The sequence below is a fragment of the Arthrobacter bussei genome (assembly GCF_009377195.2).
Taxonomy (GTDB): domain Bacteria; phylum Actinomycetota; class Actinomycetes; order Actinomycetales; family Micrococcaceae; genus Arthrobacter_D; species Arthrobacter_D bussei.
The window spans coordinates 191,087-207,515 of record NZ_VJXX01000003.1; the positions used below are offsets into that span (position 1 = coordinate 191,087).

Annotated in this window: 14 protein-coding genes and 1 tRNA gene; 7 read left to right on the forward strand and 8 right to left on the reverse strand. The window is 69.4% G+C overall.

The genetic code is table 11. The annotated features are described in order from the left end of the window. The first annotated feature begins 115 nt into the window (after positions 1-115). From FNH21_RS11565 to FNH21_RS11590, 6 genes are all read left to right on the forward strand, one after another. On the forward strand, positions 116-910 hold the full coding sequence (locus FNH21_RS11565) for a DUF501 domain-containing protein (protein WP_191931897.1): 795 nt from the start codon (positions 116-118) through the stop codon (positions 908-910). Beyond that, positions 910-1,854 carry a Ppx/GppA phosphatase family protein gene (locus FNH21_RS11570; RefSeq protein ID WP_152815671.1) on the forward strand — a complete coding sequence of 315 codons (945 nt, stop codon included), beginning with the start codon at positions 910-912 and terminating at the stop codon, positions 1,852-1,854. The genes FNH21_RS11565 and FNH21_RS11570 overlap by 1 nt, the downstream gene beginning before the upstream one ends. A 4-nt stretch (positions 1,855-1,858) precedes the next feature. Continuing rightward, positions 1,859-3,337: a S8 family serine peptidase gene (locus FNH21_RS11575; protein WP_152815674.1), complete on the forward strand. Its 1,479-nt coding sequence runs from the start codon at positions 1,859-1,861 to the stop codon at positions 3,335-3,337. 64 nt (positions 3,338-3,401) lie between these two features. Continuing rightward, on the forward strand, positions 3,402-4,841 hold the full coding sequence (locus tag FNH21_RS11580) for an NAD(P)/FAD-dependent oxidoreductase (RefSeq protein WP_152815677.1): 1,440 nt from the start codon (positions 3,402-3,404) through the stop codon (positions 4,839-4,841). Between the two features lie 142 nt (positions 4,842-4,983). Next, positions 4,984-5,056: transfer RNA gene (locus tag FNH21_RS11585), tRNA-Leu, on the forward strand. Positions 5,057-5,286: 230 nt separating this feature from the next. Beyond that, a complete protein-coding gene (locus FNH21_RS11590) occupies positions 5,287-6,684 on the forward strand; it encodes an ABC transporter substrate-binding protein (protein ID WP_152815680.1) in 1,398 nt (465 codons plus the stop codon). 97 nt (positions 6,685-6,781) lie between these two features. Here the strand turns inward: FNH21_RS11590 and FNH21_RS11595 are convergent, their stop codons facing one another. The 5 genes from FNH21_RS11595 to FNH21_RS11615 all read right to left on the reverse strand — a co-directional run bounded on the left by FNH21_RS11595 (position 6,782) and on the right by FNH21_RS11615 (position 11,858). Beyond that, the gene (locus FNH21_RS11595; RefSeq protein WP_152815683.1) at positions 6,782-7,492 is read right to left on the reverse strand and encodes a hypothetical protein; all 711 of its coding nucleotides are present in this window, start codon (positions 7,490-7,492) and stop codon (positions 6,782-6,784) included. A 222-nt stretch (positions 7,493-7,714) separates the two neighbouring features. Beyond that, positions 7,715-8,461 carry an ABC transporter ATP-binding protein gene (locus FNH21_RS11600; protein ID WP_055770124.1) on the reverse strand — a complete coding sequence of 249 codons (747 nt, stop codon included), beginning with the start codon at positions 8,459-8,461 and terminating at the stop codon, positions 7,715-7,717. Then, positions 8,458-9,444, reverse strand: coding sequence for an ABC transporter ATP-binding protein (locus FNH21_RS11605; protein ID WP_152815930.1), 987 nt, complete (start codon positions 9,442-9,444; stop codon positions 8,458-8,460). The genes FNH21_RS11600 and FNH21_RS11605 overlap by 4 nt, the downstream gene beginning before the upstream one ends. A gap of 119 nt (positions 9,445-9,563) precedes the next feature. Next, positions 9,564-10,544 (reverse strand): branched-chain amino acid ABC transporter permease, encoded by a 981-nt coding sequence (locus FNH21_RS11610; protein ID WP_055770127.1) that lies wholly within the window; start codon positions 10,542-10,544, stop codon positions 9,564-9,566. Positions 10,545-10,553: 9 nt separating this feature from the next. Continuing rightward, the gene (locus FNH21_RS11615; RefSeq protein WP_152815686.1) at positions 10,554-11,858 is read right to left on the reverse strand and encodes a branched-chain amino acid ABC transporter permease; all 1,305 of its coding nucleotides are present in this window, start codon (positions 11,856-11,858) and stop codon (positions 10,554-10,556) included. Positions 11,859-12,204: 346 nt separating this feature from the next. Between FNH21_RS11615 and FNH21_RS11620 the strand changes: the two genes are divergently transcribed. Next, a complete protein-coding gene (locus FNH21_RS11620; protein ID WP_152815688.1) occupies positions 12,205-13,083 on the forward strand; it encodes a Bax inhibitor-1/YccA family protein in 879 nt (292 codons plus the stop codon). Between the two features lie 123 nt (positions 13,084-13,206). On the opposite strand, the gene galK is transcribed toward FNH21_RS11620, so the two are convergent. Genes galK through FNH21_RS11635 form a run of 3 tightly spaced genes read right to left on the reverse strand, consistent with a single transcriptional unit; the run spans position 13,207 to position 16,321 of the window. Next, positions 13,207-14,364 carry a galactokinase gene (gene galK, locus FNH21_RS11625; RefSeq protein WP_152815691.1) on the reverse strand — a complete coding sequence of 386 codons (1,158 nt, stop codon included), beginning with the start codon at positions 14,362-14,364 and terminating at the stop codon, positions 13,207-13,209. Continuing rightward, positions 14,361-15,524 (reverse strand): galactose-1-phosphate uridylyltransferase, encoded by a 1,164-nt coding sequence (gene galT, locus FNH21_RS11630; RefSeq protein ID WP_152815694.1) that lies wholly within the window; start codon positions 15,522-15,524, stop codon positions 14,361-14,363. Before galT ends, galK begins: the two co-directional genes overlap by 4 nt. After that, positions 15,521-16,321, reverse strand: coding sequence for a DeoR/GlpR family DNA-binding transcription regulator (locus FNH21_RS11635; RefSeq protein ID WP_152815697.1), 801 nt, complete (start codon positions 16,319-16,321; stop codon positions 15,521-15,523). The genes galT and FNH21_RS11635 overlap by 4 nt, the downstream gene beginning before the upstream one ends. Positions 16,322-16,429: the final 108 nt, after the last annotated feature.

The following is a 16,429-nucleotide window of genomic DNA, read 5'->3' on the forward strand; positions in this document are numbered from 1 at the left end:
CGGGATGAGCGGCCGGACCGGCTGTGCCTGACGGGCACGGCGGGAAGCCGGCGCGGCCGGGAAGCGGCACGGACGATAATCGGCGCCCGCGGAGCGCGCCCCAGGAAGGAACAGCGTGACCCAGCAGGACCAGCACGACGGACAGGCCGGACAGGCCCGGCAGCCCGAACAGGGTGGACCCCGCGAGGATCCCAGGACCCCGAGCGAGCACGACCTCGACGTCCTCAGCCGGCAGCTCGGGCGCCCTGTGCGCGACGTCGTGGAGATCGGCGCGCGGTGCGTCTGCGGGAACCCGCTCGTCGCCACGACGGCACCCCGCCTCTCGAACGGCATCCCCTTCCCCACCACCTACTACCTCAGCCACCCCGTCGTGACAGCGGCGGTGTCGCGCCTCGAGGCCGAGGGTGTCATGACCGAGATGAGTGAGCGGCTCACCGCCGACGCCGGTCTCGCAGCGGACTACCGGAGAGCCCACGCAGCCTATCTCGAGGCCCGGAATGACGTCGGGGCACGGGCCGGGACCGGTGCGGTGCCCGAGATCGACGGTGTGTCGGCCGGCGGCATGCCGACGCGCGTGAAGTGCCTTCACGTGCTGGTGGGCCACGCGCTCGCCGCGGGGCCGGGAGTGAACCCCCTCGGGGACGAGGCGATCCAGCGGATCACCCCGTGGTGGACCCAGGAGCGATGCTCCTGCGACGGTGCCTGGGACACCAGCGGCCAGGCCCCGGACGCCGACCTGAGCAGGCACACCAGGACCCAGGGACTGACCGCCGAGGAACTCGCGGCGAAGCGGGAGGCCCGACGGCGCGGGGGAGCGGGTGCGTCCGACGTACCCGACATCACCGGCACCACCGGCACCACCGACACCACCGACACCACCTCGACCATCGCACCCTCTGAGGAGACGTAATGCGCACAGCTGCCATCGACTGCGGAACCAACTCCATCCGCCTCCTGATCGCGGACATCGAGGACGGCGTGCTCACCGATGTCGTCAGGCTCATGCGGGTGGTCCGGCTCGGTGAGGGTGTGGATGCGACGGGGCGTCTGTCCGAGGCCGCGCTGGAGCGCACCTTCACCGCTGCCGAGGAGTATGCGGCGCTGATCGAGCAGCACGGTGCGCCGCCGGTGCGGTTCGTCGCCACCTCGGCCTCCCGTGACGCGGAGAACCGCCAGGTCTTCGTCGACGGCATCCGGGAGCGACTGGGCGTGGAGCCCGAGGTGATCACCGGCGACGAGGAGGCGCGGCTCTCCTTCGACGGTGCGGTCAGCGTCCTCGCCACGGCGGACGACGAGACGGTCCTGGTGATCGACCTCGGCGGCGGCAGCACGGAATTCGTGGCCGGGACGACCGGAGGCCTGATCGCGGCGCGCAGCACCGACATGGGCTGCGTCCGCTTCACCGAGCGCTTCCTCCAGGACGACCCGCCGACCGAGGCGCAGATCGCGTCGATGACCACCGCGGTGGGCCTCCTCATGGACGAGGCAGCGGTACAGGTGCCGCTCGAGCGGATCACGAAGCTCGTCGGCGTGGCCGGGAGTGTCACGACGGTCACGGCGCACGCCCTCGATCTGCCCGCCTACGAGCCGGACTCGATCCACGGGTCCGAGCTGACGGTCGACGCCATCTCCACTGCAGCGGCGGACCTCCTGCACCTGCGGCGCGAGGACCGGGCGGCGCTTCCCTACATGCACCCCGGACGGGTGGACGTCATCGGTGCCGGAGCCCTCATCTGGATGTCCATCGTGCAGCGGGTGGCAGCGGTCACCTCCGGCCGCGTGTCGACGGCCGTCACCAGCGAGCACGACATCCTCGACGGGATCGCCCTGAGCGTCGCCGCGCGGGGCGAGTGACCTGATGGACACCCGGGCAGCCCGGGCGGCGGGGTCCGTCGTCCTGTCGTTCGCCCTGCTCCTGCCCGGAGCCGTGCCGGCCTCCGCCGACGACATCCGGGCCAGGGAGTACTGGCTCGAGGACTACGGCATCGCGGAGGCCTGGAAGAGCACGCGAGGGGAGGGTGTCACCGTCGCCGTGATCGACAGCGGTGTCGACGGTACCCACCCCGACCTCGTGGGGGCGGTGGTGGGCGGGACGGACGCCTCGGGCGCCGGTGACCCCGGTGGGCAGCGCGGCCTCGGCGAGGTGCAGGGCCACGGAACCCTGGTCAGCACGCTCCTCGCCGGCCGCGGGCACACCGCTGCCGCTGATCCCGACGTCCCGCGACCCGACGGCTCCGGTGCTGCGCCGACGGCCACGGCCGGAGCGGACGATGACCGGGATGACGCCGACGGGGACGCGGACGATCCCGCTGCCCCTGAAGCGGAGACCCCGGCGCCGGGGCCCCTCGGCCAGTACGGCGAAGGTCCGGACGGTATCGTCGGCGTCGCGCCCGCAGCAGACCTGCTGGCGATCTCCCTGTGGATCGAGGGTCCCGGCAGCGGCCCCAACCCGGCGGGGATCCCGGTGGACGAGCAGGTGCCGAAGGCGGTCCACTGGGCGGTCGACAACGGGGCCGACGTCATCAACATGTCCCTGGGCAGCACCAGCACCGCGTGGCCCGAGAGCTGGGACGAGGCGTTCCTGTACGCCGAGCAGAACGACGTCGTCATCATCGCCGCCGCCGGGAACCGCGCCGGAGGCCTGACGCAGGTCGGAGCGCCGGCGACGATCCCGGGTGTGCTCGCGGTGGCAGGACTCGACCGGGCGGGCCGTGCGAGCGCCGAGGCGTCCTCCGAGGGCATCAGCATCGCCGTCGCGGCTCCGTCGGAGAACCTCGTGGGAGGACTGCCGGGCGGGCTGTACGCCGACTGGTCCGGGACGTCGGGGGCCGCCCCGCTGGTCTCCGGGGTCGCCGCCCTCATCCGCTCGCGGTACCCCGAACTGTCGGCTGCGGAGGTGGTCAACCGGATCGTCGACACAGCGCGGGACGCCGGCGAGCCGGGCTTCGACACCCTCTACGGCTACGGCGTCCTGGACGTCGCGGCGGCGGTCGGCAAGGACATCACGGTGCCCCAGGAGAGCCGCCTCGGCTCCATGGCCGATTGGATCGAGCTGTATCGGCGCAGCAGTCGAACGCCCACCGCGCAGCCTGCCCCACCGAGCGAGGAGCCGGCCGAGGTCATCCCCGCCCCGGCGCCTCCGCAGGCGCAGGATCCGCTGCGTCCGATGCACGATGTGCCGGCCCTGGTCGTCCTCGGCTACGGAGGGCTCGCGCTCGCCGTCGTCCTCGCCGGAGCCCTGCACGTGACCCGCGTCCGACGGCGCCAGGCCGCCCTCCCGGAGGACGTCGCGGGCGACGTCGAGCGGGGTGGATCCGCGCTGAACGAGCGGGCTTAGCAGGGAGTTCCGGAGGCGCCCCCGAGCTAGTGAAGATTTTCACAAACTCCGGTAGCATCGAGGGATGGCATCGAATCCACATTTCTCCGACCGCCCGCGCATCCTCGTCGTCGGCGGAGGTTACGTAGGCCTCTACGTCGCGCACAGGCTCCAGAAGCAGGTCAAGAACCACGGCGGCATCGTCACGCTGGTCGACCCCCTTCCCTACATGACGTACCAGCCCTTCCTCCCCGAGGTCGCGGCCGGCAGCATCGAGCCACGCCATGCGATCGTCTCGCACCGCAAGCACCTGAAGAAGACGGAGTTGATCTCCGGCAAGGTCACCTCGATCAACCATGCGGGCCGCACGGCCACCATCGCCCCGACGGGCGACGGTGAGCCCTTCGAGCTGGCCTACACGGACGTCGTCGTCGCCGCAGGCTCCATCACCCGCACCTTCCCCATCGACGGGCTCAAGGACCAGGGCATCGGACTCAAGACCATCGAGGAAGCCGTCGCGCTGCGCAACCGCATGTTCGAGCGCATCGAGACCGCCTCCGTCCTCCCCGAAGGCCCCGAGCGGGACCGCGCGCTGACGTTCGTCGTCGTCGGTGGTGGGTTCGCCGGTATCGAGACCATCACCGAGATGGAGGACGCCGCACGCGACGCCGTGAAGGCCAACGCCCGGCTCGACCGGTCGGACCTCCGCTTCGTCCTCGTCGAGGCCATGGGACGCATCATGCCCGAGGTCACCGCCGAGCAGGCGGAATGGGTCGTCGGCCACCTCCGCTCCCGCCAGATCGAGGTTCTCCTCAACACCTCGCTCTCCAGCGCGGTCGACGGAACCCTGAAGCTCATCAACATGCCGGACAAGACCCCGGCCGACGAGTTCGAGACCGACACCCTGATCTGGACCGCAGGTGTCCAGGCCAACCCGGTGGTCCGCTCCACCGACTTCCCCGTCGACGAGCGCGGTCGCGTCCGCGCCACGCCCGAGCTGCGCATCACCGGCGACGACGGACCCATCGACCATGCATGGACCGCCGGTGACGTCGCCGCGGTGCCCGACCTCACGGGTGGGGGAGTGGGAGGCTTCTGCGTCCCCAATGCCCAGCACGCCGTGCGCCAGGCGAAGCTGCTCGCCGCCAACATCCTGGCCGCCAACTACGGCGTGGGCGAGGTCAAGGAGTACCGCCACACCAACCTCGGCGCCGTCGCCGGCTTCGGCCAGTTCAAGGGTGTCGCGAACATCATGGGCTTCGGCATGAAGGGCTTCCCGGCCTGGCTGGCGCACCGTGGCTACCACGGCTTCGCCATGCCGATGTACGAGCGGAAGGCGCGCGTCATCATCAACTGGAGCATGAGCTTCCTCTTCGGTCGCGACCTCGCCCCGATCTCGGACCTGCAGGAGCCGAGGCGCCAGTTCCGCGAAGCGGCCACCCCGCCGCCGAAGAAGGACACCGCGCTGCAGAGCCAGCCTCCGACGCCGGCCGGCAAGGCCGCCTCGGCGAAGGCCTCGGCCTGACGCACGGCCCGAGTACTCCTGCATGAAACGACGGCGGCTCCTCCCGAGGGGCCGCCGTCGCCGTGTCCGCCGAATCGCCGTGCGGGCCTGGTCGGCGCCGCCCGGCCGGCCGTCCTCAGGAGGTAGGCTGATCCGGCGGCCGGCCCCAGTAGCCCAATGGCAGAGGCAGCAGACTTAAAATCTGTTCAGTCAGGGTTCGAGTCCCTGCTGGGGCACCGGGGGCCCGTCCCGGGTCGACAGGCGGGCTCCCCGTCGCGATGACGTCTCGCACTCCGACGGCGCCGACTGTCAAGAGTGCTGATGATCGCCTGTGACGAGCGTTACAAGGATGTAACCCGATTCCCTTACCTCAGACACAAATGTGGATTAGCTTTTCCTACAAGCCAGGAACACCTGGCGATCGCATCAAAGGCAGTAAGAGCCTTTCGGTCGAGGAGAACAATTCATGACTGCAACACGCAACTCCGCGCGGTTCGGCATCGGGGAGAATGCCCCGCGCGCGGCGAAGGTCGCTGCCCTGAGCCTGGGTATCGCGCTCTTCGCCTCAGGCTGCGGTGGCGGCGGGACCACGGGTTCCGAGGGTGAGGGTGGCGACACCGAGACCACCGCTGCGGCTGCCACATCGGCCCTGGCTTGCCCCGAGAGCGAAGGCGGCACCGGCGAGGAGCAGGGCGAGAAGGGTGATCCTGCGGCCGTCCCGGCCAGCACGACCACCAGCCCCACCCCGCTCAAGCTCGGCTCCATCCTGCCCACCACCGGAACGCTCGCGTTCCTCGGCCCGCCGGAAATCGCCGGCGTCAACCTCGCTGTCAACGAAGTCAACGAGGCAGGCGGCGTCCTCGGCCAGGACATCTCGATCACCCACCGCGATTCCGGTGACACCACGACGGACATCGCCACGCAGTCCGTCACGGACCTGCTGTCCCAGGACGTCAGCGCCATCATCGGTGCCGCGTCCTCCGGCGTCTCGAAGACCGTCATCAACCAGATCACCGGCGCGGGAGTCGTCCAGTTCTCGCCGGCCAACACCTCGCCCGAGTTCACCGACTGGGACGATCAGGGACTGTACTTCCGTACGGCTCCCTCCGACGTCCTCCAGGGCCGCACGCTCGGCAACTACATCATGACCTGTGGTGCCCAGACCGTCGGCATGATCACCCTGAACGACTCCTACGGCACCGGTCTGCAGACCAACATCCAGGAAACCGTCGAGTCCGCCGGCGGCGAGGTCGTCGCGAACGAGATGTTCAACACCGGTGATTCGCAGTTCTCGAGCCAGGTGGACGCCATCGCGGCGGCCAAGCCCGACGCGATCGTCCTGATCAGCTTCGACGAGGCCAAGAGCATCATCCCGCTGCTGGTCGCCAAGGGCGTCGAGGCGAGCTCGATCTTCATGGTCGACGGCAACACCACCGACTACAGCAAGGACCTCGATCCCGGAACCCTCGAAGGGGCCCAGGGCACCATTCCCGGCCCGTTCACCGGTACCGGCTTCCAGGAGGCCCTGGCCACGGTCGACCCGGCCCTGACCAGCCTGGCCTACGCCGGGGAGAGCTACGACGCCGTCAACCTGATCTCGCTCGCAGCGGAAGCCGCGGGCAGCGTCGAGGGCGCCGAGATCGCCAAGCAGCTCGAGAGCGTGTCGAAGGACGGGACGAAGTGCTTCGACTTCGCCGGGTGCGTCACCCTGCTGCGCGGCGGCGAGGACATCGACTACGACGGCATCTCCGGACCGGTCTCCTTCGACGCGAAGGGTGATCCCACCGAGGCCGCCATCGGTATCTACAAGTACGATGCCGACAACGTCCCCCAGCCGAGCCGTTCCGAGGTCGGACAGCTCTAGGGTTCGCGCCGGGGTCCTGCCCCGGTCGTCGACAGCAGTGCAGAGGCCCCGGCCGCTTCCGTGAAGCGGCCGGGGCCTCTGTCATGTCCTCGGGCGGTCAGGCATCGCCCGGCGCACGCCTGGACAGGGCGTAGGAGGGCTCGCGTACCCGCCGGGCCCATTCATAGGTCTGGGCGCCCGCGAGCGGGTGGAGGACGGCGTCGAACCGCAGGTCCGTGTCCTCCGCGACGGGGTCGAGGTTCAGCGTGAGTGTCCCGAAGTGCTGCCAGGGGCCCCGCGGTGTCGCGAAGAAGAGGCCCAGATGCCAGGGCGATGATCCCAGCGAGCGGCGGAAGGCGCGCAGGGACGAGGGAAGGCCCGCGGGGCCGACGGTGCGGGCACCGAGCAGGACCGGGCCGTCGTCGCCCCGGTAGGGCATCATCGTGCCCAGCGGCGCCCGCGAGACGCTGAGCCGCGGGAGGAGCAGGTAGCGGCCCGGGAAGGACCACCCCGTGGAGGACAGGAGGACGTCCGAGAACGTGGACGGTGCTGGACCCGGTTCGGGGTGATGCAACCGCAGGGCGAGCCCGACCACGTCCGGTAGCCCGTCGGGCGTTCCCGCGGAGCGGGAGATCCGGGCGGTCGCCGGGCTCCGGCCGGGCTCGTCGATCCAGGAGATACCACTGCGGAGCCCGTGTGCATGCACCACCACGTGCCCTTCGAGCCTGAGCCCGCGCGTGTGGATGGGGCGATCCCTGCGGACCTGCTTGATGCCCCTGAAGAGGACCTCGAAGCCGGTGCCGATCGCGCCGCTGAAGATTCGTGCCATGTGCCGGGCGTCCCTCCCGAAGTGCCGCCTGTCGTCTCCTTCAACGTAGCGGGCCGGGAACGACGATGGGCGGGACCGTCTCCGGTCCCGCCCATCCTTGCCATCCGCCGCATCGTCCGCAAGCACCGGGCGTCCGTGGCTCCCGTGACGCCCGCCCAGCCGGACTTCCCACGGGGCGGCGACCCCCTGCAGCCAGGACGTCGCCGTCCCCTCGGGCTCGTCCTAGGCGGTGTCGGCGAGTGTGCCGAGGTAGAGCTGGATGACCTTGGGGTCCTTCATGAGCTCACGGCCCGTCCCCGTGTAGGCGTCCTTGCCCTGATCAAGGACGTACGCGCGGTCGCAGATCTGCAGGCACCGCCGGGCATTCTGCTCGACCATGATGACCGAGACCCCCGCACGGTTGATCTCGTGCACGCGGAGGAAGGTCTCGTCCTGCTTGACCGGTGACAGACCGGCCGAGGGTTCGTCGAGGAGCAGCACCGCCGGGTCCATCATCAGGGCCCTCCCCATCGCGACCATCTGGCGCTCGCCGCCGGAAAGCGACCCGGCGCGCTGGGCACGCCGCTTGCCCAGCTCGGGGAACAGCCCGGCGACGAACTCGAAGCGCTCCTTGAAGTCCTTGGGCCGCTGGTACATGCCCATCTGGAGGTTCTCCTCGATGGTCAGGGTGGCGAAGACGTTGTTGTTCTGCGGCACGAAGCCCACGCCGCGGCTCACCAGCCGGTTCGCCTTCAGCCCGGTGAGGTCCTGGCCACGCACCACGACGGTGCCGGAGTGGACCTTCACGAGCCCGAACATCGCCTTGAGCAGCGTGGACTTGCCCGCGCCGTTCGGGCCGATGATGCCGATCAGCTCACCCCGGCGGGCCTCGATGCTGCAGCCGTTGAGGATGTTCACACCCGGGAGGTACCCGGCGACGAGGTCCGTGACCTTGACGACGGAGTCGCCCTCGAATTCTGCCTCGGTCATCGCTTCGTCTCCTCATCCGTGTGCGTGGGTCCGGCGGCGTGGGCGCCGCCGACCTCGGTGACGCCGTGCCCGAGGATGCCCTCGTCCTCGGTGCCGACCACCGACTCGGCGTCGTGGGCCAGCTCCTCCTCCAGGCGCTCGATCCCGGTGGAGTCACCGAGGTCGACGTCGTGGTGGGCGCCGAGGTACGCGTCGATCACCGCCTGGTCCTTCATCACGATGTCCGGCGGCCCTTCCGCCACGACCTTGCCCTCGGCCATCACGACGACCCAGTCCGCGATGTGCCGGACCATGTGCATGTCGTGCTCGACGAAGAGGACGGTCATGCCCTCGGCCTTCAGGTTCTTGATGTGGTCCAGCAGCGACTGCGTCAGTGCCGGGTTGACGCCGGCCATCGGCTCGTCGAGCATCACGAGCCGCGGCCGGACCATCAGGGCCCGTGCCATCTCGAGGAGCTTGCGCTGGCCGCCGGAGAGCGAGGCCGCGTAGTCGTCGCGCTTGGTGTCGAGCTTGAACTTGGTCAGCAGGACTTCCGCCTGCTCGGTGATCTCGCGCTCGCGTCCGCCCCAGATGCCCTTGAAGAGCGCCCGGGCCAGGCTCTCGCCCGGCTGGTCCGTGGCGCCGAGCCGCATGTTCTCCATGACGGTGAGCTTGCCCATGACCTTGGTGAGCTGGAAGGTGCGCACCATGCCCATGCGGGCCACCTTGTGCGAGGCCACCTTGGCCAGCGGCTTGCCGTCGAACTCCCAGTCCCCGCTGTTGGGGATGTCGAAGCCGGTCAGCAGGTTGAACAGCGTGGTCTTGCCGGCGCCGTTCGGGCCGATGAGTGCGGTGATCTTGTGGCGGGGGATCTCGAGGTGCTCGACGTCGACCGCGTTGATCCCGCCGAAACTCCGCGTGACGTTCCGTGCGACGACGATGGGATCCCGCTTACGGCAGCCCGGACGGGTCTCCTCCTCGGTGATCGGCGACGCGTCGGTCATGTAGTCGTGGCCGCCACCGGCGGCGTCCACAGGGGCGTCGGCGGCGTGCGCACCGGCAGGCTGAGCGCCATCGGCGGGGGTTCCGCCCGGTGCGGGATTGCTGTGCTCGTTGTCGGAGGTCATGCGAACGCCAACTCCTTCTTGTTACCCAGGACGCCCTGCGGCCTGAAGACCATGAGCAGCATCAGTGCCACACCCACGAGGATGTAGCGCAGCTGACCCGCCTGCGAGTTGGACAGGAACGTGATGGCGCCGATCTCGATGGCGCCGTACAGCAGCCCCTGCGTGAGGGAGAGGACCACCCAGAAGATCATCGCGCCGATGACCGGCCCGAGGACGGTGGCCATGCCGCCGAGGAGGAGGCAGGTGTAGAGGAAGAACGTCAGCTCCGTGGCGTAGTTCGCCGGCTGCACCGCGCCGCGCGGCAGGGTGAAGATGATGCCGGCCAGCGACCCGAGCACACCGCCGATGACGAGGGCCTGCATCTTGTAGGCGTACACGTTCTTGCCGAGCGAGCGGACCGCGTTCTCGTCCTCGCGGATGCCCTTGAGGACACGGCCCCACGGGCTCCGCATGAGGAGCCACACGACGAGGCACGCGACGATGACGACGGTCCAGCCGACGATGCGGATCCAGAGATCACGCTCGTTCATGGCCAGGGGGCCGACGTTGTAGGTTCCCGGCGAGAACGGGTTGAGGGAGAAGAAGCCGCCCTCGAAGGCCGCGAGTCCGTTGGCGGAACCGGTCACGTCGGTGAGTCCGTTGGTGGTGACGATGTAGCGGATGATCTCCGCTGCGGCGATCGTGACGATGGCCAGGTAGTCCGCCCTGAGCCGCAGGGTCGGGATGCCGAGGACGATCGCGAAGACGACCGAGGCGAGGATCGCCACCAGGACCGCCACCGGGAGCGGCGCGTTGAACGTCAGCGTCGAGATCGCGTAGCCGTAGGCCCCGACGGCCATGAAGCCGGCCTGCCCGAAGTTCAGGAGGCCCGAGTAGCCGAAGTGGACGGCGAGTCCGAGGGCCGCGAGGGCGTAGGCCGCCGTCGTCGGGCTGATCAGCTCGCCGAAGGCGTTGATGAGGATGTTTCCGAAGTCCATGAAGAGTCCCTAACCTATGCGCTCTCGGCGGCCGAGGATACCCTGCGGCCGGAACAGGAGAACGAGAATCAAGATCAGCAGCGCTCCGACGTACTTGAGGTCTGCCTCGAGCCAGATCGTGGAGATCTCCACGAAGAGGCCGACGATGATGGAGCCGACGAGGGCGCCGAAGACCGTCCCCAGGCCGCCGAGCGTGACGCCGGCGAAGATGAGCAGCAGGATCTGCTGGCCCATGTTGTAGGAGACGCCCGGCCGGTAGTAGGCCCACAGGACGCCGCCGAGCGCAGCCAGCATGCCGCCGATGACCCAGACGATCCTGATGACGCGGTCGACGTCGATGCCCGACGCCGCGGCGAGGGCCGGGTTGTCGGCGACGGCGCGCGTTGCCTTGCCGATGCGGGTGCGCAGCAGCAGGAACGCCACGATCAGGATGATCACGAGGCTCACCACCAGCGACGTCAGGTTGTTGCGGGAGATGGACACCGAGCCGAGGTCGATGATCGGACTCTGCGAACCCGGCAGCTGCTGCGTCGCACCGCCGAAGAAGAACTGGATGATGTACCGCAGGGCCAGGGCGAGGCCGATGCTGACGATCATCATCGGCACCAGGCCCGTCCCGCGACGGCGCAACGGCTTCCAGAGCCCTGCATCCTGCACGTAGCCGAGAAGGCCTCCTCCGACGACCGCGAGGACGATCGACACCGCGATCGGCAGCCCCATCGCCGCGAAGGCGAAGGCGAGGACCGCCCCGAGGGTGACCATCTCGCCGTGCGCGAAGTTCGTGAGTCCCGTGGTGCCGAAGATGAGGGAGAGGCCGACGGCGCTGAGCGCGAGGAGGAGGCCGAAGCTGAAGCCCGCGAGGGCACGCTCGGCCAGCGTCTCGAGGAACGGCGTCTGCTGCGCGACGATGCCCTCGCCGAACAGGAACAGCGTCGAGGCGCTCGAGGTGTTGGCGAAGGTGACCTGACGCGGGTTCTCCTGGCCCTCCGCCAGGGCGATGCCCTCGGGGAGGGTCTCCTCGTCGATCGCCACCTCGTACGTGCCCTGCTCGGGTACGCCGATGCTCCAGGCACCGTTGGGACCGGAGGTGGCCTCGCCGTCGAAGCCGTTGCCGGTCGCCGTCACGGTGACGTCCGCGATGGGGCCGTCGACCCCGCGCAGCACCCCGCTGATGCGGTTGTCGAATTCTTGTGCCTGGATGCTCGTAGGGGTCTGCTGATGGACTGCCGTGGCGCTCATCGCGTGCGCGGGCGGGTGGGTGAACGCCTGCGCCGCGGGGGCGCCGACCAGCACGAGCAACAGGAGACCGAGCATCAGGAGCAACGACCTCCTGATCCGTGCAGGCGTCGATAGGGTGAACAAGATGGGAACCTCCACGGTGGGGGCAGGCCCGGCGGCTGTGCACCGGGAGCAACAGTTGTGACGAGTGTCACGGACGTGGGGATCATGTTACTAGCGGCATGTTTCGGCAATTCGCAAAAGCACCGGGACAAGGTAGCGATTCGGTAACGAAAGTTTTACCAAGGAACCTTCCTGTTGTAATTCCGCAGGTCGACGGGCACGCGGTGCAGGGTCGCCGAGGGAACAAAAAGCCGGCCGGACCGTTGCCATTGGTAGGGTTGCAGGAACACGCAGCCCCCTATCGGAGGACAAAGACACCATGGCACTTGGCGGTAATCCGGTCTTCAACGGGAAGACTTTCCGTTCCGCGACCCGAGGCAACCAGGCGGCAGGATTCGGCACCGCGACCTATGCGGGCCAGGCGGTCGCGAACCAGCAGCAGCTGGAGCACATGTACAACCAGCCGTCGGCGGGTCCCGCCCAGACCGGACGGATGACGTTCGACGACGTCATCGTGAAGACCCTGCTGTGCCTCGGCGTCGTCCTGGTGGGTGCGGCGATCCCCGCGTTCGTCCTTCCCGGACTCGCGCTTCCCCTCATGGTCGTCGGAGCCCTCGGAGGATTCGTCCTCGGGCTCGTCAACGCGTTCAGGCGGGAGCCGTCTCCCGCGCTGATCATCGCGTACGCGGCCCTCGAAGGTCTCTTCGTCGGTGGCATCACGATGTTCCTCGAGGCGCAGTTCCCCGGGATCGCGATGCAGGCCGTGCTCGGCACGCTCGTGGTCTTCGGCGTCACCCTCGCGCTGTTCAAGAGCGGCAAGGTCCGCGCGACGCCCCGGGCCATGAAGTTCTTCATGATCGCGATCATCAGCTACGCGGCGTTCTCGCTCGTGAATCTCGGCCTCATGCTCTTCGGTGTCACAGAAGGCATGTTCGGACTGCGCAGCAGCGGCATTCCGGGGACCGAGGGGATGTTCGGGTTCGCCGAGGGCATTCCCTTCGGGCTCGTCATCGGCCTCTTCGCCATCTGCCTCGCGGCCTTCTCGCTGATCATCGACTTCACCTCGATCAGCGAGGGGGTCCGGCAGGGCGCGCCGATGAAGTACTCCTGGACCGCTGCTTTCGGCCTGACCGTCACGCTGATCTGGCTGTACGTCGAGATCCTGCGTCTTCTCGCGATCCTTCGCGGCAGCGACTGAGGCTCACGCGCCGGGCTCCGGGCAGATCCGGGACCGAAGCGCCTCCCGACGAGGAAGGACCCGCAACCAGAGGTTGCGGGTCCTTCCTCGTCCTCGGGCCGGATCCGACCGGGGCTGCCCGGGTCAGGCCACCCGCGCGGCGCCGGCGCCGGGAAGCACACTGAAGATCACGGGGGACCGGAATCCGGCGGCGGAGAACGCACCTTCGACGGCGTCCCGGATGGCGGTGACGGCGCCGACCCGCGCCAGCGCGATCGCCGCACCGCCGAAGCCGCCACCCGTCATGCGGGCCCCGATGGCTCCTGCATCGAGCGCGGTGTCCACGGCGGTGTCGAGTTCGGCACAGGAGATCTCGAAGTCGTCCCGCATCGATGCATGGCTCGCCACCAGGAGCGGGCCGATCTCCGCGGGTCCCCTCTCGCTGAGCACTCTCACGGTGTCCTCCACGCGAGCGTTCTCTGTCACGATGTGCCGGACGCGCCGGAACGTCTCCTCGTCCAGCACCCCCGCGGCCTCCGCGAGGTCCTTGACGGACAGGTCCCGGAGCGCAGGGACACCCATCAGCTCGGCGCCGAGTTCACAGGAGCGGCGGCGGGCAGCATAGCCACCCGTGGAGTGCGAATGGCTGACACGGGTGTCGATGACCATGAGTTCCAGTCCGGCGCCCTCGAGGTCGAGCGGCACGAGCCGGGATTCGCCGGAGCGGCAATCGAGGAATACGGCATGCCCCGCCTCGCCGAGCAGCGACGCGGACTGGTCCATGATGCCGGTCGGCGCCCCCACCATGCGGTTCTCGGCGAGCTGCCCGATGCCCGCCAGTTCCCGCCGGGAGATGCCGGCCTGTGCGAGGTCATTGGCTGCGACGGCCACGGAGCACTCGAGGGCGGCCGAGGAGGACAGTCCGGCGCCCACCGGCACCGACGAGTCCACCAGCAGGTCCATACCCTGGATCCGGTGTCCCGACTGCTCCATGGCCCACAGGACTCCGAGCGGGTAGGCGGCCCAGCCGTCCACCCCGCCTTCCTCGAGGGTGTCGAGGTCCGCGGTGACGGGAGCCTCGTCCGGCGCGAAGGTCGAGGCGACGCGGACCAGGCGGTCAGTGCGCAGCGCCGCGGCGACGGTCGTCGAGTGGTTGATGGCGAAGGGGAGGACGAAGCCGTCGTTGTAGTCGGTGTGCTCGCCGATGACGTTGACGCGGCCCGGGGCGGACCAGAGTCCGTCCGGCTCCGTGCCGAACCGATCGGTGAAGGCTGCTGCGAGGTCGTGCGGTGTGGAGGTCATGCCTGGTCCTTCCGGGCTGGTGCCGAGCGTGGTGCCGATACCGGAACCGGGGTGGCCGGCGTGGCTGCGCGGAGCGCGTCGGCGACCTTCTCGGGGGTCGTGTCGTTGATGAAGGCTCCCATCGCCGCCTCGGAGCCGGCGAGGAACTTGAGCTTGTCGGCAGCCCTGCGCGGCGAGGTCAGCTGCAGGTGCAGGTAGCTCGCGGGGCGGAGCACGTCGTCGATCGGTGCCTGCTGCCACGCGGCGATGTACGGGGTAGGAGTGGGGTAGAGGGCGTCGAGCCGGCCGAGCAGTTCGAGGTAGACGGTGGTGAGCTCGTCCCGCTCCTCCCCGGTGAGGCCCGCGATGTCCGCGACCTGGCGATGGGGGACCAGGTGCACCTCGAGGGGCCAGCGGGCCGCGAACGGCACGAAGGCGCTGAAGTGCTCGCCCTCGATCACCATGCGGTCACCGGACGCCCGCTCGGCCGCGAGGGCATGACCCATCAGGGTCTGCGTGCCGTCGGAACCCTCGAAGAACGCGTGCGCCCGGGCGGCGAGCGTCGCCGCACGCGGCGGGATGAACGGGTACGCGTAGATCTGGCCGTGCGGGTGGAGCAGGGTCACGCCGATATCGGCGCCGCGGTTCTCGAAGCAGAAGACCTGCTTGATGCCCGGCATCGCGGACAGGGCCTCCGTCCGGTGAGCCCATGCGTCGATGACGGTCCTGGCCCGCTCGGGGCTCAGCGACCCGAAGGACCCCTCGTGGGCCGGATCGAACGCGACGACCTCGCACCGGCCGAAGGCCGTCGTCGTCGTACCCCATCCCGGTGCGTCCGGCAGGTCGCCGAGATCGGGACCGAAGGACGAGAACCGGTTCTCGAACACCACCACCTCGTAGTCGGAGGCGGGGATCTCGGACAGGTTCGCGGGCGTCGTCGGGCACAGGGGGCACTGATCAGCCGGGGGCAGGTGCGTGCGCGACTGCCGGTGCGCGGCAACGGCGATCCACTCGCCGGACAGCGCGTCGAACCGGGCCGTGCCGGACGGGCCTCTCGGCGGGAGTCCACGGGCATCGTGGACGGCGGCGGCGTCGTGATGCCGCGCGGCGCTCTCCTCGCGCGCGTCGAAGTAGATCAGCTCGCGCCCGTCGGACAGGCGGGTGGGGGTGATATGGGTCATGGGCGTTCTTCCGGATCGGGGTCGGGGACGGGGTCGAGAAGGATGCGGGTCAGGGCGGCGTAGTCGTCACCCGGCGGATGATCGGTGACGAGCACCGCGGCGGTGTTCAGCGCGGCCACGCGCGCGAGGCTCACGACGCCGATCTTGCTGGCGTCGGCGAGGACCACGAGTTCTCCGCAGGTGCGCGCGAAGGCTTGGTTCATGTCCGCCTCGGCGAGGTTGGGGGTGGTGATGCCGGCGGACGCGTCCACCCCGTGCGCCCCCATGAAGCAGAGGTCCGCCCGCAGCGAGGAGATGGCGCGGGTGGCGAGCGGACCGACGAGCGCCTTCGACGGCGTCAGCTGGCCGCCCGAGAGCAGGACCTGAGGCCGCTCCTCGCCCGGCGCTCCGGCGTCGAGCCGGTGCAGTTCGTCCGCGAGGGGCAGGGAATTGGTGATGACGGTCAGGCCGGGTACCCGCGACAGGAGGGGTGCGAGGGCGTAGGTGGTGCTGCCGCCCGTGATCGAGACCGTCATGCCCGGGCTCAGCAGGGATACGGCCGCCTCGGCGATCCGCTGCTTGGCCACGCCGCCACGGGTCCTGTTGACGTCGAAGCCGGCTTCCACGGAACTCAGGCTCCCCGGGCGGACGGCTCCGCCGTGGACCCGGACGAGAGCGCCCCGCGCCTCGAGGACGTCGATGTCCCGCCGGACGGTCATCTCCGAGACGCCGAGGTCGAGGGCGAGACCACTGACCCGGACGGCAGGACGCCGGACCAGCCGATCGAGGATCATGGCGTGGCGCTCCGCTGCGAGCATGGCTCTCCTTCCCGCCCTTCTCCTCCAGGCCACCCGAACGAGTCCGCACGGAAACGAACAAAACCTATCATGTCCATGACCGCCACCACCAGAGCCCGGCCACCCGGA